This is a genomic window from Pseudomonas sp. 3MAES_34.3B (assembly GCF_058145875.1).
Genome location: NZ_CM176960.1, coordinates 3,220,283 through 3,243,287 on the forward strand (window position 1 = coordinate 3,220,283; position 23,005 = coordinate 3,243,287).

At 65.7% G+C, this 23,005-nt stretch carries 14 protein-coding genes; 9 read left to right on the plus strand and 5 right to left on the minus strand.

Going from position 1 to position 23,005, the window contains the following annotated elements; genetic code table 11:
- Positions 1-35 precede the first annotated feature (35 nt).
- The 5 genes from AC3Z8Y_RS14170 to tpx all read right to left on the minus strand — a co-directional run bounded on the left by AC3Z8Y_RS14170 (position 36) and on the right by tpx (position 9,742).
- Entirely contained in the window at positions 36-1,493 is a 1,458-nt protein-coding gene (locus tag AC3Z8Y_RS14170) for an efflux transporter outer membrane subunit (protein ID WP_490086343.1), read from the minus strand.
- Entirely contained in the window at positions 1,490-4,597 is a 3,108-nt protein-coding gene (locus AC3Z8Y_RS14175; protein WP_490086344.1) for an efflux RND transporter permease subunit, read from the minus strand. The genes AC3Z8Y_RS14170 and AC3Z8Y_RS14175 overlap by 4 nt, the downstream gene beginning before the upstream one ends.
- Positions 4,594-7,782 carry an MdtB/MuxB family multidrug efflux RND transporter permease subunit gene (locus AC3Z8Y_RS14180; protein WP_490086345.1) on the minus strand — a complete coding sequence of 1,063 codons (3,189 nt, stop codon included), beginning with the start codon at positions 7,780-7,782 and terminating at the stop codon, positions 4,594-4,596. Before AC3Z8Y_RS14180 ends, AC3Z8Y_RS14175 begins: the two co-directional genes overlap by 4 nt.
- Positions 7,779-9,077: an MdtA/MuxA family multidrug efflux RND transporter periplasmic adaptor subunit gene (locus AC3Z8Y_RS14185; RefSeq protein ID WP_490086346.1), complete on the minus strand. Its 1,299-nt coding sequence runs from the start codon at positions 9,075-9,077 to the stop codon at positions 7,779-7,781. The genes AC3Z8Y_RS14180 and AC3Z8Y_RS14185 overlap by 4 nt, the downstream gene beginning before the upstream one ends.
- A 164-nt stretch (positions 9,078-9,241) precedes the next feature.
- A complete protein-coding gene (gene tpx, locus AC3Z8Y_RS14190) occupies positions 9,242-9,742 on the minus strand; it encodes a thiol peroxidase (protein WP_490086347.1) in 501 nt (166 codons plus the stop codon).
- A gap of 311 nt (positions 9,743-10,053) precedes the next feature.
- On the opposite strand from tpx, the gene moaA reads away from it, so the two are divergent.
- From moaA to AC3Z8Y_RS14235, 9 genes are all read left to right on the plus strand, one after another.
- Positions 10,054-11,052: a GTP 3',8-cyclase MoaA gene (gene moaA / locus AC3Z8Y_RS14195; protein WP_490086348.1), complete on the plus strand. Its 999-nt coding sequence runs from the start codon at positions 10,054-10,056 to the stop codon at positions 11,050-11,052.
- Between the two features lie 130 nt (positions 11,053-11,182).
- On the plus strand, positions 11,183-12,142 hold the full coding sequence (locus tag AC3Z8Y_RS14200; protein WP_225773632.1) for an AAA family ATPase: 960 nt from the start codon (positions 11,183-11,185) through the stop codon (positions 12,140-12,142).
- A gap of 10 nt (positions 12,143-12,152) precedes the next feature.
- On the plus strand, positions 12,153-13,118 hold the full coding sequence (locus AC3Z8Y_RS14205) for a DUF58 domain-containing protein (RefSeq protein ID WP_490086349.1): 966 nt from the start codon (positions 12,153-12,155) through the stop codon (positions 13,116-13,118).
- The gene (locus AC3Z8Y_RS14210; RefSeq protein ID WP_490086350.1) at positions 13,115-13,627 is read left to right on the plus strand and encodes a DUF4381 domain-containing protein; all 513 of its coding nucleotides are present in this window, start codon (positions 13,115-13,117) and stop codon (positions 13,625-13,627) included. Before AC3Z8Y_RS14205 ends, AC3Z8Y_RS14210 begins: the two co-directional genes overlap by 4 nt.
- Entirely contained in the window at positions 13,620-14,681 is a 1,062-nt protein-coding gene (locus AC3Z8Y_RS14215) for a vWA domain-containing protein (RefSeq protein ID WP_490086351.1), read from the plus strand. Before AC3Z8Y_RS14210 ends, AC3Z8Y_RS14215 begins: the two co-directional genes overlap by 8 nt.
- Positions 14,678-16,399, plus strand: coding sequence for a VWA domain-containing protein (locus AC3Z8Y_RS14220; protein ID WP_490086352.1), 1,722 nt, complete (start codon positions 14,678-14,680; stop codon positions 16,397-16,399). Before AC3Z8Y_RS14215 ends, AC3Z8Y_RS14220 begins: the two co-directional genes overlap by 4 nt.
- Positions 16,400-16,401: 2 nt before the next feature.
- Complete coding sequence (locus AC3Z8Y_RS14225) at positions 16,402-18,015, plus strand: BatD family protein (protein WP_490086353.1); 1,614 nt, start codon at positions 16,402-16,404, stop codon at positions 18,013-18,015.
- A gap of 14 nt (positions 18,016-18,029) precedes the next feature.
- A complete protein-coding gene (locus AC3Z8Y_RS14230) occupies positions 18,030-19,262 on the plus strand; it encodes an exonuclease SbcCD subunit D C-terminal domain-containing protein (protein ID WP_490086354.1) in 1,233 nt (410 codons plus the stop codon).
- Positions 19,259-22,891: an AAA family ATPase gene (locus AC3Z8Y_RS14235; RefSeq protein WP_490086355.1), complete on the plus strand. Its 3,633-nt coding sequence runs from the start codon at positions 19,259-19,261 to the stop codon at positions 22,889-22,891. The genes AC3Z8Y_RS14230 and AC3Z8Y_RS14235 overlap by 4 nt, the downstream gene beginning before the upstream one ends.
- The last annotated feature ends 114 nt before the right edge of the window (positions 22,892-23,005 follow it).

Sequence of the window (23,005 nt, forward strand, 5' to 3'; positions counted from 1 at the left end):
TTGCCTTGCCCAACGGCCGGTTTTTTATGCCTGTATCAAGGCCGGGGAACCGCACCATCCCAGCCACCGCCCAAGGCCACCACCAGGTTGACACTGGCCAACAGTCGGCTTTGCAGCAGGTTCAGTGCGCTGCGCTCGTTGCTCAGCGCGGTCGCCTGTACGGTGACCACGTCCAGGTAACCGATCAGCCCGGCCTTGTACTGGTTGGTGGTCAACCGCAGCGAGTCCCGCGCCGCGGCCAGCGCCTCATCCCGCAGCACCGCTTCGTTCTCGTACACCTTCAGCTGGCTCAGGTAGTCCTCAACCTCACGCATGCCGTCGAGCACCGTTTGCCGGTACTGGGCCACGGTCTGGTCATAGGCGGCTTGGGTGCGGTCCACCTCGGCGGAGCGCTGACCACCATCAAACAACGTGAGGGCCAACTCAGGGCCTACTGACCAATAGCGGTTGGGCAGGCTCAACCAGTTCGATGACGTACTGGAGCTATAACCGCCACTCATGCTTAGGGTGAAATCCGGATAGTAGGCGGCCTTGGCCACGCCAATCTGGGCATTGGCGGCGATCACCGTGCGCTCGGCCGAGGCGATGTCCGGCCGCCGTTCCAGCCACTGGGAAGGCACGCCCACGGGGATATCAGGCAGCGCCGGAACCGTGGCAACTTCGGCCAGGCTGAAATCGGCGGGTGGCTGGCCCATCAGCACCGCGATGGCGTTCTCCAGTTGTGCGCGCTGCCATTGCAGATCCACCAGCTCGGCCTGGGTACTTTTGAGCTGGGTACGCGCCTGAGCGATGGCATCACTGCCCGCCACCCCGGCGCGGTATTGGTTCTCGGTGAGTTGCAGGGAGCGCTGATAAGTTTCCACGGTGGCCTGCAGCAGGCGCTTCTGCTCGTCCAGCACGCGGACCTGCAGGTAGTCCTGAACCAGTTCCGACTGCAGGCTCAGGCGCATGGCGGCCAGGTCGGCGAAGCTGGCGCCGGCATTGGCGGTGTCGGCTTCCAGGCCACGGCGCAGTTTGCCCCACAGGTCGGCCTCCCAACTCACCCCCACCTGCGCGTTATAGGTATCACGGATACCGCTGCTGGCATTACTCAGGCTCGAGCCGCTGCTGCCACTGCCTTGTGCCGCCCGGGTTTTGCCTACATTAAGGCCCACACTGGGATAGAACGCGCCCCGTGCGCTGCGCACCAGCGCCTGGGCTTGCCGATACTGGGCCTCGTACTGGGCAACCGTCTGGTTATTGCGGTCGAGGGTGGCCACCAACGCATCGAGTTGAGGGTCCTGATAAACAGTCCACCACGCCCCACGTGCCTGATCGTCGGCCGGCGCAGCCTGGCGCCAGCCTTCGGCCTGTTTGAACTGCGCCGGCGTTTGCAGGGTGGGCCGCTGGTAGTCCGGGCCCACGGCACAGCCACTCAGCCAGCCGGCGCAACAGGCCAGGGCCAGCAGGCGCAAAGGTAAGGCTCGTGGGCGAAAAGCAGGCAGTGCGGTCATAGCGGTCTTTCCAGGGCAGCGTCGGTGGCCACGCCGCGCCAGCCGTTATAGCGGTGGCGCAAGCGGTCGAGAGCGAGATACACCACCGGGGTGGTGTAGAGGGTAAGGACCTGGCTGAGCAGCAGCCCGCCGATGATCGCAAGGCCCAGCGGCCGGCGCATCTCGGCGCCGTCCCCGCTGCCTAGCAACAACGGCAGGGCGCCAAGTACCGCGGCCAATGTGGTCATGAGGATCGGGCGCAACCGCAACAGGCAAGCCTGCCGGATCGACTCCAGCGGCGCCAGCGCCTGCTCGCGCTCCAGCTGCAACGCCAGGTCGATCATCAGGATGGCGTTCTTTTTCACCACACCGATGAGCAGGAACAACCCCAGCAACGAGATAAGGCTGAATTCGCCCCCCGTGAGATAGATCGCCAGCAGTGCCCCTACCCCCGCGGACGGCAGCGTCGAGAGAATGGTCAGCGGGTGGATATAGCTTTCGTAGAGAATACCCAGGATCAGATACACCCCTACCAGCGCGCCAAGGATCATCCACGGCTGGCTCTTTTGAGAGTCCATGAACGCATTGGCGTTGCCGCCCGCTTTCACGATCAATTCATCGGGAATGCCCAGCCCAGCCAGGCCACGCTCGATGGTGGCGGTGGCGCGGTCCAGCGGCACACCCTCGGCGAGGTCGAACGAAATGGCTTCGGACGCGAATTGCCCGTCGTGGCTTACGCTGTCGTCCGCCAGGCTGTTCTCGTAGCGCGCGATCGAGGCCAGCGGCACCCGCTTGCCGCTGCTGGTAATCACCTGGACCTGATCGAGGGTGATCGGGTCCTGGGCATAGCGCGGGTCGATCTCCATCACCACCTGGTACTGGTTGAGGCTGTCGTAAATGGTGGAGATTTGCCGTTGGCTGTAGGCATTGTTCAGCACGGTCATCACGGTGTTCATGTCCACCCCCAGGCGCTTGGCCTGGTCGCGATCCACCACCAGTGTCACTTGGGCGGTGCCGGCACCATCCCGGGCGTCGATGGCGGTGAGCTCGGGCAGCGAACGGAATAGCGTCACCACCTTGGGGAACCATTCACGCAGAACGGCCAGGTCGCCGCTTTGGATGATGTATTGGTACTGGGAACTGGCGTTGTCCCTGGCGCCGCCAAATTGAAGGTCCTGGTCGGCGAACAGCATCAGCCGCCCACCCGGGATTTTCGGCACCGTATGCCGCAGGCGCTCGATCACTTGCTGGGACGACACCCTGCGCTCTGCCAACGGTTTGAGGCGCACCAGGATGGTCGCGTTATTGGTGCCGTTGTTGCCGCCCAGCGTCGCGGCCACGCTGAGCACGGCAGGGTCGGCCAGGATAGCGTCACGGAACTGGTGCATCTTGGGTTGCATCACCGTGAAGGACAGCCCGTCGTCACCTCGGATGAAGCCCATCAGCTGGCCGGTGTCCTGCTGCGGCATGAACGTCTTGGGCACCACTACATACAGCGCCACGTTCAACACAATGGTCGCCAGCAACGACAGCAGTGTGAGCACGGGATGGCGCAATACCCAGCCCAGCGTACGGTCATAACCGGCCATCAAGCGCTCGTTGGCAGCCTCGCTCCAACGCTCCAACCGGCCTTTCGGGCCGGGTGCTCGCGGCTTCAGCCAGCGGGCGCAAAGCATGGGCGTGAGCGTGAGGGACACCACCAGCGACACCACTACCGCTGCCGCGAGGGTAATGGAAAATTCCCGGAACAGGTTCTCGATGATCCCGCCCATGAACAGGATGGACAGGAACACCGCTACCAGCGACAGGTTCATGGCGAGCAGGGTAAAGCCCACTTCCTTGGCGCCCTGGTAGGCCGCCCGCAGCGGCGCCACGCCGTCGTCGATATGCCGGGAGATGTTCTCCAGCACCACGATGGCATCGTCCACCACCAACCCTGTAGCCAGGATAAGCGCCATCAGGGACAAATTGTTGAGCGAAAAGCCATAGAGGTACATCACCGCGAAGGTGCCGATCAGCGACACCGGCACGGCCAGGGTGGGGATAAGCGCTGCCCGGCCGTTAGCCAGGAACAGGAACACCACCAGCACTACTAGCACCACCGCGATCAGCAGCGTGCGCTCGGCTTCGTGGAGGGTGGCCTTGATCACCGTGGTACGGTCCATGGCCACGTCCAGTTGCACGTTGGCTGGCAACAGCGAGCGTAACGCCGGAAGGTGGGACTTGATCGCCTCCACCGTCTCGATGATATTTGCGCCCGCCTGGCGGTTGATCACCAGCAGCACCGCATCCTGGCGATTGTAGAAGCCACTGTTGTAGCGATCTTCCACGCTGTCGCTCACCCGTGCCACGTCACCCAGGCGCAGGATGGCGCCGTCCTGCTGGCGGATCACCAAGGGGCGATAGTCCTTGGCCTGTTCCAGTTGGTCGTTGGCCTGCACCTGCCAGGCGCGGTTCGCGTCTTCCACGAAGCCTTTGGGCTGGCGCACGTTGGCGTTGTCGATGGCCGCGCGCACGTCGTCCAGGGCGATGCCGTACTGGTTCAACCGCGCGGGCTCGAGTTCGATCCGCACCGCCGGCAGCGAGCTGCCCCCGATCTGCACTTCCCCTACCCCGCTCACCTGGGCGAGCGTCGGCGACAGGATGGTGGATGCCAGGTCGTACAGGCGGCCTTTTTCCAATGCCGGGGACGTGAGCGCCAGCACCATCACCGGCGCCTGGGACGGGTTGATTTTCTTGTAGGTGGGCATGCTTTTCATGCCGCTGGGCAACAGATTGCGCGAAGCGTTGATCGCCGCCTGTACGTCCCGGGCGGCGCCGTTGATATCGCGGCCTTGCTCGAACTGCAGGATCACCCGGGTAGAACCCTGGCTCGAGCGGCTGTTCATGCTGGTGACCCCGGAAATCGCCCCGAAGGCACGCTCCAGCGGCGTGGCCACCGAAGAGGCCATCACCTCAGGGCTGGCACCGGAGAGGTTGGCGCTGACCACGATCACCGGGAAATCCATCTGCGGCAGCGGTGCCACCGCCAACTGACCAAAGCTCACCCCACCCAGCAGGATGATCGCCAGGCTCAGCAGCAAGGTCGCCACGGGGCGACGGATGAACGGGCCGGAAAGGTTCACGCACGCACCTCGGTGCTGGCGCGGCGGGTGAAGCGTCGGCTGGTGCGATCAAACCACAGGTAGATCACCGGGGTGGTAAACAGGGTGAGCAGTTGGCTCACCAACAGCCCGCCCACCATCACCAGGCCCAGGGGCTGGCGCAGTTCGGCGCCAGAACCGGTCGCGAACATCAGCGGAACCGCGCCAAACAACGCAGCCAGCGTAGTCATCAGGATAGGCCGGAAGCGGAGCAAGGCTGCCTCGAAGATCGCATCCTGCGGTGCCAGGCCCCGCCCGCGCTCCGCCTCCAGGGCGAAGTCGATCATCATGATGGCGTTCTTTTTCACGATGCCGATCAGCAGGATGATGCCGATGATCGCGATCATGCCCAGGTCCTTGCCGCTCAACAGCAACGCCAGCAGCGCGCCCACCGCCGCCGAGGGCAAGGTGGACAGGATGGTGATCGGGTGGATGTAACTTTCGTACAGCACGCCCAGCACGATGTACATGGTGATCACCGCCGCCAGCACCAGCAGCAAGGTGCTGGACAGCGAGGCCTGGAACGCCGCGGCCGCGCCCTGGAACTGGGTTTGCACGCCCAGCGGCATGCCGATGTCGCGCTGCACTTGCTCGATCACCTGCACCGCTTCGCCCAGGGATACGCCATCGCCAAGGTTGAACGACAGCGTGACCGCCGGGAACTGGCCCAAGTGGGAAATCGCCAGTTGAGCCTGCCGTTGCTCGATCCGCGCCAGGCTGGACAGCCGCACTTGTGTACCGCTGGTATCGGTGCTGGTTTCAGTGGTGCTGTTTGCCGACGAGCCGGTGCCGCTGGCCATCTGCGTGTCACTACTGGTGCTGGCGCTGGTGCTCGAGGACGCTTTCACATACAGCTGTTCGAGCGCTTGCGGCCCGATGCGCCCACCATCGGCCGATTGCAGCACCACCCGGTACTGGTTGGCCTGGGTATAGATAGTGGAAATCTGCCGCTGGCCGAAAGCGTCGTACAGGGCATTGGTGATGTCCGACACCTTGACGCCCAGGCGCATGGCGGCGTCGCGGTCGATGTCCAGGTACACCTGCAGGCCCTTGTCCTGAAGGTCGCTGGCCACATCCTTGAGCTCCGGCCGTTCGTGCAGGGCATCCACCAGCGTGCCGGTCCACTGGGCCAGCAGTTCGGCGTCCGGCGAGGCCAGGCTGAACTGGTACTGGGTACGGCTGACACGGTCTTCGATGGTGAGGTCTTGCACCGGCTGCATGAACAACCGCACCCCCACCAGCCGGTTCACCTCCGGCTGAAGCCGGGCGATCACTTCTTCCGCGCTGAGGTCGCGCTCGGCATGCGGTTTGAGGTTGATCAGCAGGCGCCCACTGTTGAGCGTGGCATTGTCGCCGTCCACGCCGATGTAGGACGACAGGCTCTGTACTGCCGGGTCCCGCAGGATGATCTCGGCCAGCGCCTGTTGGCGCTCGCTCATGGCCTGGAAGGATATCGCCTGGGGTGCCTCGGAAACCGCCTGGATGAACCCTGTGTCCTGCACGGGGAAGAAACCCTTCGGCACGATCAGGTACAGCACCACAGTGAGGCCCAGCGTGGCCACGGCGACCAGCAGCGTCAGCGGCTGGTGCCGAAGTACCCAGCCCAGCCCGGTGGAATAGCGGGCCACCAGCCAATCCAGCCACGCGCCACTGGCGCGGTAGAAGCGCGACTGCTGACCCGCCGGCGGCTCGCGCTTGAGCATGCGGGCGCACATCATTGGCGTGAGGGTGAGCGACACCACCAGCGAAATCAGAATGGCCACGGCCAGGGTGATGGCGAACTCGCGGAACAGCCGGCCAACCACGTCCCCCATGAACAGCAGTGGAATCAATACGGCAATCAGCGAGAACGTGAGGGAAATGAGCGTGAAGCCGATCTGCCGCGCGCCCTTGATGGCCGCCTGCAGGGGCGTTTCACCCTCCTCTATATGCCGGGCGATGTTCTCCAGCATCACGATGGCGTCGTCCACCACGAACCCCGTTGCGATGGTAAGCGCCATCAGCGTGAGGTTGTTGACCGAGAAGCCCGCCAGGTACATCACGCCAAAGGTGCCGATCAGCGACAGCGGCACGGTGATCGAAGGAATGAGCGTAGCGCTGAGGCGGCGCAGGAACAGGAAGGTGACCATCACTACCAGCGCCACGGCGAACAACAGCTCGGTTTGCACATCGTGCACCGAGGCGCGAATGGTCTGCGTGCGGTCGCTGAGCACCGTCACGTCCAGCCCGGCCGGCATGCTCGCGGTCAGGGTGGGCAGCACGGCTTTTATACGGTCTACCACGTCGATCACGTTGGCGCCCGGCTGGCGCTGGATGTTCAGCAGCACCGCCTGGTTGCGGTTCGCCCAGGCGGCCAGGCGCTCGTTTTCTGCGCCATCGGCGATCTCGGCTACGTCCCGCAAGCGCAAGGGCGCGCCGTTCTTGTAAGCCAGAATGAGGCTGGCGTATTCCTCGGGCGAGCGCAGCTGGTCGTTGGCGTCCAGCATGGACACCCGGGTGGGCCCATCGAAGTTGCCCTTGGGCTGGTTGACGTTGGACGCGCCGATGAGGGTGCGCACGTCCGCCAGGCTGAGCCCGGCGGCGGCCAGCGCCTGGGGGTTGACCTTGATGCGCACTGCATGGCGCTGGCCACCGGCAATGCTCACCATGCCCACGCCGCCGATCTGCGCGATTTTCTGCGCCATGCGGGTGTCCACCAGGTCGTTGACCTTGGGCAGCGGCAGGGTGCGTGAGCTGATGGCAATGGTAAGCACCGGCGTGTCGGCGGGGTTGACCTTGTTGTACACCGGTGGCGCGGGCAGGTCGTTGGGCAGCAGGTTGTTCGCCGCGTTGATCGCCGCCTGCACTTCCTGCTCGGCCACGTCCATGTCCAGCGCCAGGCTGAAGCGCAAGGTAATGACCGACGCCCCGCCCGAGCTGGTGGATGCCATCTGCTCCAGCCCCGGCATCTGCCCGAACTGGCGCTCCAGCGGGGCGGTGACCGCGCTGGTCATTACCTGCGGGCTGGCGCCGGGATAGAGCGTCATCACCCGGATGGTGGGGTAATCGACCTGCGGCAGCGCGGACACGGGCATCAACCGCCAGCCAATAAGCCCAGCCAGCACGATCGCCAGCATGCTCAAAGTGGTGGCGACGGGCCTGAGAATGAACAGGCGGGAAAGGTTCATGCGCCAGCCTTGCTCGGGCCAGCGGCTTCACTCGGCGTGGTGCCTTGCAGGTGTTCCCCGGGGCTTGTCGGCAACGCACGGTTGTCATTGACCACTTCCACTTCACTGCCGTCGCGCAGCCGGTCGGTGCCTTCGAGCACGATACGGTCACCCTTGGCCAGCCCGCTTTCGATCACCGTGGAATTGCCATCGCTGGCGCCCACCTTCAGCTGGCGCACCCGCACCTTGTTCTCGCCCTCCAGCACATACACGAAGGTACCTTCGGTACCGAACTGGATCGCCGCGCTGGGCGCCAACACTACCTGATGCAGGGTGTTGACCAGCAACCGCACGTTCACGAACTGATTGGGGAAGAGGCGTTCGTCCTTGTTGTCGAAGCGGGCCTTGAACTTCAGGGTACCGGTGGAGGTGTCGATCTGGTTGTCCGGGCTTGCGAGCACGCCGCTGGCCACCAGCTCGCGGTCGGCCCGGTCCCAGGCCTCCACGCTCAGCTTTTGCCCGTTGCGGTACTGGGCAAGCACGGGGTCGATCTGGGTTTCGGGCAAGGTAAAGGCGATGCTGATCGGCTGCATCTGGGTGACCACGGCCACGGCGGTGCTGTCGTTGGCGGCCAGCAGGTTACCGGCATCGAGCTGGCGCAGCCCTACCCGCCCTGACAGCGGCGCGCGGATATCGGTGAATTGAAGGTTCAGGCGAGCGTCTTCCACCGCCGCGGTGTTGGTTTTTACCGTGGCCTGGTACTGCGCCACCAGCGCTTCCTGGGTGTCCAGGGTTTGCCGGGCGATACTGTCCTGAGCGAACAGGTCCCGATAACGCTTGAAGTCCACCTGGGCATTTTTAAGTTGGGCCTGATTCTCCCCCAACGTGCCTTCAGCCTGCTGCAGGGCGATGCGGTAGCTGCGGGGGTCGATCTGCGCCAGCAGGTCGCCGGCTTTCACCGCCTGGCCTTCCTGGAAATTGACTTTGACCAGCTCACCGGCTACGCGGGTACGCACATTCACGGTGTTGAGCGCGGTGACGGTGCCCAGCGCCTTGAGGTATACCGGGAACTCTCCCACGGTTACCGTGCCCACCCGCACGGGGGTTGGCCCGGCGGCATCCCCGCCGAAACCGGGGCGCATCGGGTTGCCACCCGCCCGACGGGCATGGCCCTGCGCCTTGGCTTGCTCCTGCCCCGCCGGGGCCTGGCGGTGATTCCAGTACCACAGGGCGGCGCCAGCCAACGCAAGCAGCAATAGCGCCAGCAAGGCGCGTTTGATCAAAGGGGAACGTGTTTGCTGCGAACGATCGACCATGGTGCGGCTCAGCTTTCCTTCAGGACGCTGAACGATAAGCACTTGGGCGTGTTTCGCAAAGCGCATTTACCGGTCTTTTACGTATTGGCAACAAGACGTTACCAAACCGTACAAGGGATGACTGCGAGTGGCGACGCAGCGAACAGGCCGCGCCGCCGGGGGGCTTACTTCAGAACAGCGAGCGCCGCCTCGTAGTTGGGCTCCTGGCCGATTTCCGGGACCAGTTCGCTGTGCAGGACGTTGTTCTGCTCGTCGAGCACTACCACGGCGCGCGCGGTCAGGCCCTTGAGCGGACCTTCGGCAATGGCTACGCCGTAGGCTTCGATGAACTCACGGCCGCGCAGGGTGGACAGGTTGACCACGTTGCTCAGGCCTTCGGCACCGCAGAAGCGCGCCTGGGCGAACGGCAGGTCGGCGGAAATGCACAGCACCGCGGTGTTTTCCAGCGTGCTGGCCTGTTCGTTGAACTTGCGCACGGAGGTAGCGCAGGTGGGCGTGTCGACGCTTGGGAAGATGTTCAGCACCTTGCGCTTGCCAGCGAAGTCGGCAAGGGATTTGTCGCTGAGGTCCCCGGCAACCAGGGTGAACGCCGGCGCCTGGCTGCCGGCCTCGGGAAGCTGGCCGTCAACACGGACAGGGTTGCCCTTGAGGGTCACTTGAGCCATGGACTGTTTCCTTCTATAGGAGGTGGATGGGAAACGGCGAGTTAACCATGAATAGCCGGGTACCACCATCGCCGGAATGTGGCTGGATCTGACAGCCCGGGCACACCGGCGCCGCTTCGGACAGAACCCCCACCCATCAAGGCGGTCTATCAGCCCATCGCAACCAGCAATTAGACGCTTGCTGCCCCGGGCCGTACCCTGTTCGCGCAAGGGATGCTGTTTCGGTTGGCCTGGCGTACCCTGTAGGGGTGCGGGCCGTAGCTGATTCCCAAGGCCGTGGCCAGGCGGCACACTTTCCAAGCGAGGCGCAGATGGCGCAGCGGTACCTTACCGACAGTTTTGCCAGAAGGGTCGACTACCTGCGGATGTCGGTCACGGATCGCTGTGACTTCCGTTGCGTGTACTGCATGGCCGAAGACATGCAATTCCTGCCGCGCCAGCGCATCCTCACCCTTGAAGAGCTCCACGAGATGGCGCGTGCCTTCGTGGCGCTGGGTACCCGCAAGATTCGCCTCACCGGTGGCGAGCCGCTGGTGCGCGCGGGCATCGTGGAGCTGTGCGCGAAGATCGCCGCCCTCCCCGGCCTGCAGGAGCTGTGCATGACCAGCAATGGTTCACAGCTCGGCCGGCTCGCCCAGCCACTGCGTGACGCTGGCTTGAGCCGGCTGAACATCAGCCTCGATAGCCTCGATCCCGAACGCTTCCGCGAGCTCACCCGCACCGGGGACCTGGCGCAGGTGATCAATGGCATCGATGCGGCCAACGCAGCGGGCTTTACCCATACCAAGCTCAATTGCGTGGTAATGAAAGGCCGCAATGATCACGAGATCAACCACCTCGTGCAGTTCGCCATCGACCGTGGGCTGGACATCAGCTTTATCGAAGAAATGCCTTTGGGCACTATCACCGAGCACAGCCGGGCTGAGGCCTTCTTTTCCAGCGACGACGTACGCGCCCGTATCGCCGAACGCTTTACCCTCCTGCCTGCCACGGATACCACCCACGGCCCGTCGCGCTACTGGCGCGTGGCCGAGGCGCCGAACAGCCGTATAGGCTTCATCTCGCCGCACAGCCATAACTTTTGCGCCACCTGCAATCGCGTGCGGCTCACCGTCGAGGGGCGGCTGTTGCTGTGCCTGGGCAACGAACATGCCGTAGACCTCAAAGCCGTGCTACGCGCCAACCCTGGCCAGCCCGAGCGGCTGGAGCGGGCAATCGTGGACGCCATGGCACTGAAGCCGCTGCGCCATGAGTTCAAGCTCAATGATGATGTGCAGGTGGTGCGCTTCATGAACATGACCGGCGGTTGAGCCCAGCGGGGCGGGCAAGCGCAACGGAATATCCTTTAAGGCCCGGCTGCATTAAAATGATGGCCCTCGACACCCCGCCGGGTGCCCGCTTTCCATGCCAGCGGCCTCAAGGCCATTCAGGAACCCACCGATGGAACATCGTGAAGCGCTGATCGCGCTGCGCACCTTTCTCTCTACCCAGATCCTCGGCCAGGACAAACTCATCGATCGTTTGCTGATCGTGCTGCTTGCCGACGGCCACATGCTGGTGGAAGGCGCGCCGGGGCTGGCCAAGACCAAAGCCATCAAGGAGTTGGCCGAAGGGGTGGAAGCCCAGTTCCATCGTATCCAGTTCACCCCCGACCTGCTGCCCGCCGACATCACCGGCACCGAGATCTACCGCCCGGAAACCGGCAGCTTCGTGTTCCAGCAAGGGCCGATCTTCCACAACCTGGTGCTGGCCGATGAAATCAACCGGGCACCGGCCAAGGTGCAATCGGCGCTGCTCGAAGCCATGGCCGAACGCCAGGTAAGCGTGGGGCGCAGCACTTACGACCTTTCGCCGCTGTTTCTGGTGATGGCCACGCAGAACCCCATCGAGCAGGAAGGCACCTACCCGCTACCCGAGGCGCAGCTGGACCGGTTCCTGATGCACGTGAAAATCGGCTTCCCCGACGCCTCGGTGGAACGGCGGATACTCCAGCAGGCCCGTGGCGAAGCCCTCAACGGCGAAACCAAGCCGGAACGCCGGGTAAGCCAGCAGGCGATCTTTGCCGCGCGCAAGGAAATCCTCGGCCTGTACATGGCCGACGCCGTGGAGGAGTACCTGGTGCAGCTGGTAATGGCTACCCGTACCCCGGCCAAATACGACGCCGAGCTGGCCGAATGGCTGACGTATGGCGCCAGCCCGCGGGGTTCGATTTCCCTCGACCGCTGCGCCCGGGCCCACGCCTGGCTGGCCGGGCGCGACTTCGTCAGCCCCGAAGACCTGCAGGCGGTAATCTTCGACGTGTTGCGTCATCGCATCATCCTTTCCTTCGAAGCCGAGGCCGCCGGGGTGGATCAGGATCGGGTTATCCAGCGAATTCTCGACGTGGTCGCGGTGGCCTGAGCCAGCGACCATGAACAGCAACCCACGGGCCACCCCAGGCATTACCGTTACCCTCGCCGAACTCATCGAGATGCGCCATCGGGTGCGCGAGGTGCAGCTGTTTTCCAAACCCGGCCAGCGTAGCCCCTTGATTGGCCTGCACCACTCCAAGCTGCGGGGGCGCGGCGTGGATTTCGACCAGGTGCGCGTGTACCAGGCCGGGGACGACGTGCGCAACATCGACTGGCGGGTAACGGCGCGTACCCAGGAGCCCCATACCAAGCTGTTCCATGAGGAGCGGGAACGGCCGATCTTCATTCTCGTGGAGCAAAGCCGGCAATTGTTCTTCGGTTCGGCCAGCGCATTCAAATCCACCGTCGCGGCGCGGGTGGCCGCGCTGTTCGGCTGGGCCACGCTGGAACACAACGACCGCATCGGCGGGTTGGTATTCGGCGACCTGGAGCACTACGAGATCAAACCCCGGCGCAGCAAACAAAGCCTGCTGCAATTGCTCGACCGCCTGGCCCGGGTAAACGCTGCACTGACCACCGACAGCGCCCCGGCCGCCGACCCTTTGGGCACCGCGCTTCGCCGCGCGCGGGAAGTGTTGCGCCCTGGCAGCCTGGCGATCGTGATCTGTGACGAACGCGCCCTGAGCGATGCCGCAGAGCAACAACTGAGCCTGTTGGCACGGCACTGCGACCTGCTGCTGCTACCCATCAGCGACCCCATGGACCACGCCCTGCCCGCCGCAGGGCTTCTGCAGTTCGGCCTGGGTGAAGCGCAACTGGAAATCGACACCAGCGATGCGCAGTTACGGCGCGGTTATCAGGCGCTCGCCGAGGCACGCCAGGCGCGCTGGGAACGCCTGGGGCAAAAGCTGGGGTTGCTGGTACTGCCGTTGAGCACCCGTGCCGACGCCGTGGACCAGTTGCGCGAATACACCAGTGCCAGGCCCCGGCCCGGCATGCTACCCGTGGCGAGCCCCGCACAATGAACCCGTTGGCACGGCTGCAGCCGTTGATCGAACCGCCGGCCGTTGGCGCCTGGCCGCTGGCTGCAGGCTGGTGGGTACTGGCGGCGCTGCTGGTAGCGGCGGCAATCACGGCGCTGTGGTACTGGCGCAGGCAACCCTTGCCCGCAGAGCCTCCTGTGGAGGTGCCCCCGCCTGTAGCCGATAACGCCGTGGACCCGGTACGCCTCGAAGCATTGGCCGAACTGGCGCTCATGCCCCGCCCTTACGACGGCGCGCCCGCCGGTGCCTGGCTGCAGCAACTCAACGCCCTGCTCAAGCGTGTGTGCCGCAACCATTACCCCGGGGCCCACAGCCACACCCTCAATGGCCGTAAATGGCTGGCCTTTCTGGACAACCGCTGCCCCGCTGCGGGGCTTACGCGCTGGATGATCCTGGTAGAAGGGGTGTACCGGCCCGAGTGCAAACTCGACGACAAAGCCATCAACGGGCTGTATCAGGCGGTTGAAACCTGGATTCGCAAACATGCTTGAGTTCGCCTGGCCGCTGATCTTTCTGCTCGCCCCCTTGCCGTGGCTGCTGCGCCGGGTTCTGCCGCCCGCCGACAGCGGGGAACAGGTGCTGCAAGTAGGCTTTCTCGATGACCTTGCCAACCTCAGCCGGCGCCGAGCCAGCCGCGGCCTGCCTGGCTGGCGCCAGCAACTGCCTTACGCCCTGGTGTGGGGGCTGCTACTGCTGGCGGCCGCCCGCCCGCAGTGGCTGGGCCCGCCACTGCCCCTGCCGGCCAGCGGCCGCGACCTGCTGGTGGCAGTGGACGTATCAGGCTCCATGGATTACCCGGATATGCAGTGGCAGGGCGAAAACGTAAGCCGGCTGGCTCTGGTGAAGCACCTGCTGGGGGACTTCCTGGAAACCCGCGAGGGCGACCGGGTAGGCCTGATCCTCTTCGGCAGCCGTGCTTATGTACAGGCGCCACTCACCTTCGACCGGCATACCGTGCGCACCTGGCTGGACGATGCCCAGGTGGGGATTGCCGGGCAAACCACCGCGATCGGCGATGCCATCGGCCTGGCGGTCAAACGCCTGCGCCTGCGCCCGGCGGACAGCCGGGTATTGATTCTGGTGACCGACGGCGCCAACAACGGCGGGCACATCCAGCCGTTGGTCGCCGCGCGCCTGGCGGCTACCGAGCAGGTGCGGATTCACACCATCGGCATCGGCGCCGACCCGCAAGCGACAGCGGCGAACGCTGCTCAGGGGCTGAACCCGACCAGCGACCTGGACGAAACCGCGCTGCAGGCGATCGCCAGCGCGACTGCTGGAGAATACTTCCGGGCGCGGGACGGCCGCGACCTGCAAGGGATCGGCGAGGCGCTGGACCGACTTGAGCCGGTGAATCAGCAGCCGACCCGTGTGCGCCCGGTCGATGAGCTGTATCAGTGGCCCCTGGCGGCGGCCGTGGTGCTGGTGGCATTAATGGTCTGCCAGCGCTTGTTGCCATTGCTGCGCCGCTACGCCTGGCTGCGATCGCTACGCTTGCCTGCCGCCTGGCGCAGCCGGGTTGGGCGTTGGAGGCAGCGCTCATGATTGAATGGTGGCCACACTGGGCACGCCCGGGCTGGCTTGCCGCCTGGCCGGTACTGGCCTGGCTGTGCTGGGCCTTGTGGCTGCGCCGCCGCCGCAGCGGCCGCTGGCAAGCGTTATTGCCGCGGGCCTTCCACGGCACGCTGCTGCGCGGAAGCCAGAGCGGCCGGCGCGAGCGAACGCCACGGGTATTGCTGGGCCTCGCCGCGGCGCTGGCCGGGCTGGCGCTGGCGGGCCCCGGCTGGGAGCGCGAGCAACAGATCAGCCAGCGGCCAGACGACCCGCTGGTGATCCTCCTTGAACTCACGCCGCACATGCTTGCCCGCGATGCGTCGCCGGACCGCCTCGGCCAGGCCCGGCGCAAGATCCTCGACCTGTTGCAGCATCGGGCCGACGCGCAAACCGCCATCGTCGTGTATGCCGGTAGCGCGCACACACTGGTGCCGCTGTCCAACGACCAGGCCACCAGCAGCAACCTGCTGGCGGCGCTCAAGCCCTCTCTTATGCCAGAGCCCGGCCAGCGTGCCGACCTGGCGGTGCGTCAGGGGCTGGACCTTCTGGCACAGGCCGGCCAGGGTTCCGGCCGTTTGCTGTTGATCTCCTCCAGCCTCACCGAGCAGGAACTGCAGGGGATAGACCACTGGCTCGGCAGGCGCGCACCGCCGTTGCTGGTGCTCGGCGTCGGCAGCCCTGAAGGCGCCCCCGTGGCGCTGGAGAACGGTGAACTGCTCAAGGGCGATGACGGCGGGATCGCATTGCCACGCCTGGATATACCCGCCCTTGCGGCAGCCGCGAGCCATGGCCATGGCCGGTATGAAACCGCTCGCCTGGACAATCATGACCTGCGGGCCCTCGGCCTGTTCGACGCGCCTCATACGCCACTGGCTGCCGATGACGGCCCGGCGCACCCACTGGACCGATGGGCCGATCAGGGGTACTGGCTGTTGCTGCCATTGCTGGCTATTGCCGCCCTGGCCGGGCGCCGTGGCTGGCTGCTGTGCCTGCCGCTATGGCTGTGCCTCGGCGGATTGCCCACGCCCGCCTACGCCTTCAGCCTGGCCGACCTGTGGTGGCGGCCGGATCAACAGGGCCAACGGCTGCTGGCGCAGGGGCAACCTGCCCTGGCCGCCCAACAGTTCAGCGACTTTCGTTGGCGCGGTGTAGCCCTGTACCGCGCCGGGCAATATGCCGAAGCAGCCAAGCAGTTTGCCCAGGGCGACACCGCAGCCGACCACTACAACCGCGCCAACGCGCTGGCCCTGGCCGGGGAACTGGATGCCGCAGTGGAAGCCTACGAGCAGGCGCTGGAGCGCCAACCCGCCTTGACCGCCGCGCGCAGTAACCAAACCCTGGTGAAGGCGCTGCTGGATGCCCGCAAGGCCGCCACCCCGCCCAATGAAAGCTCTGCGGCCCAGGCGTCGCCTTCCCAAGGCGAGGCGACCCCCGGCCAAAGCCAGGCCAAACCGGGCGATGCGACGGCACCGCCCACCGCCCCGCCGGGGCCAGATACGGCAGGCCAGGCCAGCTTGGCCACCAGCGGCGGAACGGGCGAAAGCGATACCTCACCCAAGGGCACCAGCGGCCTGGCCACTACCGCAGACTATCCCGAGGACGAGGCGCGGGAATCGCTGGAGCAATGGCTGCGACAGATCCCCGACGATCCGTCAGAATTGCTGCGGCGCAAATTCTGGTACGAACAGCAACAACGGCAGGAACAATAACGATGAGTCGGCTCTGTGCCTTTCTATTCTGCGGCTTGATCGCATTGCTGCCCCTTGGGGCGTCGGCGAGCGTGCTGGTGGCCAGTGTCGATCGAACCCGCCTGGCGGTGGGCGAGTCTTTCGAGCTCACCCTGCAGACCAACGACGTGACCCTGTTCGGCCGGCCGGATACCACGCCACTGCAAGCGCAATTCGACGTGGGCGATGTGCGCCAGGTGAACCAGCCGGCCAGCCTGGCGGATGACCGTGGCGCCAGCACCCGCTGGATCATCACGCTGGTGGCTCGCCAAAGCGGTACCCTCACCCTCCCCGGCTTGAGCCTGGGCGAGTTGCGCAGCCAGCCGATCGTGCTTCAGGTGCTGGACGCCGACACCCCGACCGCCGCCACCGCCAAGCCAGTATTCATCGAAGCCCGGCTGGATCAGGATCAGGTGTACGTGCAGGCGCAGGTGATCCTTACGTTGCGGGTGTACCACTCTGTTGCCCTCTATGACGACAGCACCTTTGCCCCACCGCAGCTGGCCGATGCGATCGTGGAGCCCCTGGGTAATCGGCGTACCTACGAGAAGGTCATCAATGGCGTGCGCCATGGGGTGATCGAAACACGCTATGCGATTTACCCCCAACGCAGCGGCCAGCTCATCCTGCCCGCGCTGCTGTTCACCGCTACCTCGGTGGAAACCGACGATACCGGCAAGCCCAGGGCGGGCGCGCAGCTTCGCGGGCGCTCTGCGCAGATCACCATCAGCGTTCTGGCCAAGCCTGCGGTGTATCCGGCAGACGCCACCTGGCTACCGGCACGCAGCCTGACCGTCACCGAAAGCTGGAACCCGGCGCCCGAGCAAGCCCGGGTCGGCGATTCACTCACCCGCACCCTCACCCTTCGCGCCGAGGGGCTTTCAGGCGCGCAGCTACCGCCGTTGCCCAGCGCGGAGCTTCCGGGTATTCGCCGCTACCCTGACCAACCCCAGCTCAACGACCAAGGCACCGAGCGCGGCCTGGTGGGCAGCCGTCAGGAGCGTGAAGCGCTAGTGCCCGTGCGGGCGGGCGATACGGAGCTACCACCTGTGGAAGTGGTGTGGTGGAACACGCGTGAAGACCACCTGGAGCGTACCAGCCTGCCGGCCCGCACCCTGCAGGTGACCGAGCGCGCCATAACACCCGTGGCGGACAAGCCCGCCACGGCCGCTCCCCTGCCTCGACTGCTATGGCCCTGGCAGGCGGCCACGGGGGTATTGCTGTGCACCAGCCTGTTGGGGTTCGGCCTGTGGTGGCGTGCGCGCTCGCAGCCCGCGGTGGCCCGGCTGGCCGCTGTGGGGCCCAGCCCTCGCAGCCTGCTGGACGACCTTCGGCGCGCCTGTGGCAACAACGACCCGCAGGCGTCTCGCCAGGCCCTGGATGCCTGGGCCCGCCAGCAGCCGGAAACCCTGGCCCAACTGGCCGAACGTTACCCGCCGTTGTCGGACGCCCTGGATGGCCTCAACGGCGCGCTGTACAGCGAAGCCGGGCGTTACTGGCAAGGGGCGCGCCTGTGGCAGGCGGTCAGCGCCATCCCGGCAAACAGCCGCCACGTCCCCGGGGCGGAAGAAAACCTTCCGCCGCTTTACCCTAAATAGTTTCGAGACTCCTCATGCGCGTGCTGCACACCTCCGACTGGCACCTTGGCCAAAGCCTTCACGGCCAGGACCGTGACCATGAACATCAGGCGTTCCTCACCTGGCTGCTGGCGCGCATCGTAGCGCTGGGCCCGGATGCCCTGCTGATCGCTGGGGACATCTTCGACACGGTCAACCCCCCGCTCAAAGCGCAGGAGCGCCTGTACGACTTTATCGTCAATGCCCACGAAGCCTTGCCTTCGCTCACCATCGTGATGATCGCCGGCAACCACGACTCCGGTTCACGCATCGAACTGCCCGCCCCGCTGATGCGCCGCTTGCGCACCCACGCACTGGGCCGCGTGCTGTGGCTGGACGACGGCAACCTGGATTGTGAACGCCTGCTCATTCCACTCAGCGATGCCAGCGGCGCCACTGCCGCATGGTGCCTCGCGCTGCCGTTCCTGCGGCCTGCCGAGGTGACCGGGCCGCACTTGGGGGAGGATTACCTGGGAGGCATCGCCCAGGTTCATCAGCGGTTGATCGCTGCCGCCAACCAGCGGCGGCAGCCTGGCCAACCATTGATCGCGATCAGCCATGCCCACATGGCGGGTGGTGCGGTGTCACTCGATTCGGAGCGCAGCCTGGTGATCGGCACCGCCGAAGCGCTGCCCGCCAGCCTGTTCGACGACAGCGTGGGCTACGTGGCCCTGGGGCACTTGCACAAACCGCAACAGGTGAACGGTGAACAGCGCCTGCGTTACAGCGGATCGCCCATCCCGTTGTCGTTTTCCGAAGTGGACTATCCCCACCAGATATTGCAGGTGGATTTCGACGGCGAGCAGCTCACTCAAGTGCTGCCCCACCGCGTGCCGCGTGCGGTTGACCTGTTGCGAGTAGGCCCGGCGCGCCTGGACGACGTGATCGCCAGGCTGGAAGCCTTGCCCCTGCCGGACCTGCTCGCCAGCGTTGTGCAGCACCCCTGGCTGGAGGTGCGGGTGCAACTCGACGAACCCCAGCCCGAACTGCGCACCCGTATCGAAACGGCCTTGGCCGGCAAGGCCGCGCGGCTGGTGCGCATCGCCGTGGAGTACATGGGCACCGGCAGCCGCGAAGACACCGCCGCCCTGCAGCACCTGGAGCAGCTTACGCCCGAGCAGGTGTTCAGCCGCGCATGGGAGGAGCAGTACGGCAGCGCCGTGGACGAGGCTACCCTCGGCGATTTTCTGCTGCTGATGCAGGAAGACGAGTTGGAGGAACAGCCATGAAAATTTTGGCGATCCGCCTGAAGAACCTGGCGAGCCTCGCGGGCCCGGTGGAACTGGACTTCACCGCCGAACCACTGGCCAGTGCTGGCCTGTTCGCCATCACAGGCCCTACCGGGGCGGGTAAAAGCACCTTGCTCGACGCCCTGTGCCTCGCGCTGTTCGGCAGCGTGCCACGCCTGGGCGACACGGGGCGGGATACCAAGGTGCCAGACGTGGACGGCGACATCGCCACGGGCGACCCACGTAACCTGCTGCGCCGAGGCGCCGGTGCGGGCTTTGCGGAGGTCGATTTCATCGGCGTGGACGGCGTGCGCTATCGGGCGCGCTGGGAGGCTAACCGCGCGCGGGAAAAAGCCGGCGGCAAGCTGCAACCCAGCCGTCAGACCCTGCTGGACCTGGACAGCGATCGGCTGCTAGCGACCCAGAAAGGAGAATACCGGCCCCTGTTGGAAGCACGGCTGGGCTTGAATTTCGAGCAGTTCACCCGTGCGGTGCTACTGGCCCAGAGCGAGTTCAGTGCCTTCCTCAAGGCCGATGACAACGAGCGCAGCGAACTGCTGGAAAAGCTCACCGATACGGCGGTATATAGCCGGCTCGGCCGCCGCGCCTATGACAAGGCCCGCGCCGCGCGGCAACAGCTTGAAGCGCTGCAAGCGCAGGAAGGTGCATTCTCGGCGATGGGCGAAGAAGAGCGCCTGGCCCTCGATGCACGCCTCGACGAAGGCCGCCAAGGGCTGTTGCAATCCCAGGCCGAGCGCCGCGAACACGAAGCCCAGCATCAGCACCATCAGGAGCGCGAGCGGTTGGCCACCGAGCGGGCGGCAGCGGCAGACGCGCTGGCCCAGGCCCGACTTCGCTGGGATCAGTTGGGCGATGACCGCCAGGACCTCGGCCACCTCGATGCCCTGGCGCCGCAGCGAGCGCCGCTTGAACGCCAGGCCCGCCTCACCGCTCAACTCGACACCCTCGGCCCCGCCTGCACCGAAGCTGCCGCATTGCTTACCCAGGCCGAACAGGTGTCTACCCAGGCGCAGGCCAAGCTTGAAGCCGCCGATAGTCACTTGAAGGCGGCGCTGGCGAGCCACGGCGAAGCAGCACCTGCGCTGCGCGAAGCGTTCGACCAACAGGCGGCATTGCATCACCTGGAGCAGGACCTGGGGCCCCAACAGGCGCGGCAGGCTCAGCTCGAACGGCAGCACCTTGAAGGCGAGCAAACGCTAGCCACCCTCGCCCAGGCCCAGAGGCAGGGTGCCGACGTGCAGCAGGCCATCGGGGCGCGGCTCGAGCAAAGCGCCGAACTGGCCCGGCTGGCGGATGCCTGGCAAGGCTACCAGCCACGGCTGCAACAGCTGGTGGAAGTGGCCAGCCGCGTCAGCCGGCTGGACGGTCAACTGCCGCCCTTGCAGGACGCTGCCCGGGTTGCCGGGCAGGCGCGGGCATCGGCGCAAGCCCTGCTCGAGGACGTGCAGGCCCGCCTGGGCGCCACCCATGACCTCGGCGAACGCCTGCAACTGCTGAGCGAACTGATCCGCGACAACCGGACGGCACTGGAACATCTCGGCGCACTGGAAGGCCAGTGGCGGCGCTGCGCCGAAGTGGAAGAGCGGCTGAGCGAACTCGCCACGCAACAGCATCGCCTGGCACAGCAGCGCGAGCAGCGCACCGCTGAAGGCAAGGCGGTCAACGCCGAGCATCAGGCCGCCAGCCAGGCGCTGGACGTGACCGTGCAACTGCTGGAACGCCAGCACCTGGCGCGGCTCAAGGCGGGGCTGATCCCCGGTGCACCCTGCCCTGTATGTGGCAGCGCCGAGCACCCAAGCCACGGCGCCAGTGCTGACAGCGTGCTTGAAACACTGGAAGCCCAGGACCTGGCGGACATCCAGGCGGCGCAAGACAAGGTAAAAGCACTGGCCGATCGCCTGGCCGAGTTGCGGGCCGAAGTGCGTGGCCTGATGGAGCAGCAAAAAGCCCTGCACGAACAGCAGCAGCGCGGCGAGGCTCACAACACTACGCTGTTGGATGCACTCAAGGCCCTGCCCCGTCATGACGCCTTGCTGGCGGTACCAGTGGCTGGGCGGCAGGCCTGGCTGAGCGAGGGGCTCGCCCGGCTGCGGGAGCAGATCGGTACGGACGAAAACCAGCTCAAGGCACTACTGGCCGCTCAGGCTCAGGCCACTCAACAGCAGAACGAACTGCGAGCCGCGCAGCAAGCCGCCGAGGAAGCCGAGCGCGCGGCGCAGGCCGCGCAGGAGCAGCGTACGCGGGAACAGGCGCGTTTCGACGAAGAACTCGAGGCGTTCACAGGGCTGCTGCCCGACGGCCTGCTGAAGGACCTGCGCACCGGTCCGGCGAAGGCAGTGGCTGCATTGGAAGCCAGCCTTGCCGAACGCCTCGGATTGCTCGAGCAGCAACACGCGCAGGCGTTGGCCCAGAGCCAGCGGCAGCAGCAGATTCAAGTGTGCGACGCCCAGCAGCAGGGGCTTGCCCAGCAACTGGAAACACTGCGTGAGAGCTTGCAGGGGTCGCAGGCGCGGCGCGAGCAACTGCGTGTCGGCTTAGCCGAGCGCCTTGGCGCCCATGCCAGTGCCCAGGCCTGGCAAACCACCCTGGAGCAAGCGGTCGAGGCGGCGCGCATCCAGTACGCCGAGGCCGGGCAGGCGTTGCAACGCGCTGGCAGCGACGTGCTCGCCGCGCAGGCCCGCCAACAGGCCTTGCTGGACCAGCAAGCCACGGTAACGGCAGAGCTGGCGGAGTTGGGGACATCGCTACAGGGCTGGCGCAACACCTGCCCTACCCTGGACGACCCGGCGTTGCAGCGTTTGCTCGCCGTTTCGCCCGAGGAGGTGGAGCAATTACGCGCTCGCCTGCGTGAAGCCCAAAGCGCTGTGGAGAATGCACAGGTGTTGGTGCAGGAGCGGGAGCAGCGATTGCAGGCGCATGTAGCGCAGGCCCGCGCCGATGCATTGGATGCCCAAGCCCTGGCCGGCGCGTTGGCGGCAATAGCAGCCGAATGCGAGCGCCAGGAGCAGGCTTGCGCCGAACTGCGCGCCGCCCAGCTGGAGGACGACCGCCGCCGCCAGGCCCGCGAAGCCCTGGCCGCGCAATTGGAGGCTGCACAGGCTGAATACCGCCGTTGGGGCCGCCTCTCGGCACTGATCGGCTCCGCTGAAGGCGACCGTCTGCGCAAGATCGCCCAGGCCTACAACCTCGACCTGCTGATCCGCCACGCCAATGCCCAACTGCTGCAGCTGGTTCGGCGTTACCGGCTCAAGCGTGGCGGCAGTGCATTGGGGTTGCTGGTGGTGGATACCGAGATGGGCGACGAAGTGCGCTCGGTGCACTCATTGAGCGGCGGCGAAACTTTCCTCGTTTCCCTCGCATTGGCGCTGGGGCTGGCGTCCATGGCGTCGAGCACGCTGCGGATCGAATCGCTGTTCATCGACGAAGGCTTCGGCAGCCTCGACCCCGAATCCTTGCAACTGGCCATGGATGCGCTGGACAACCTCCAGGCGCAAGGCCGAAAGGTGGCGGTGATCTCCCATGTACAGGAGATGCACGAACGCATCCCGGTGCAGATCCAGGTACGGCGGCATGGCAATGGCTTGAGCGAGGTGACGGTGGTGCCTTAGCTAGCGGTAACCCCTATGGGCCACTGGGTAGCCATTCGGGAATGGCTTTGACCCGGTTCGCAGGCTTCGCCTACTCCTACACCTGTGGGGCCCAGCAGTTGGTGTGGTATTACA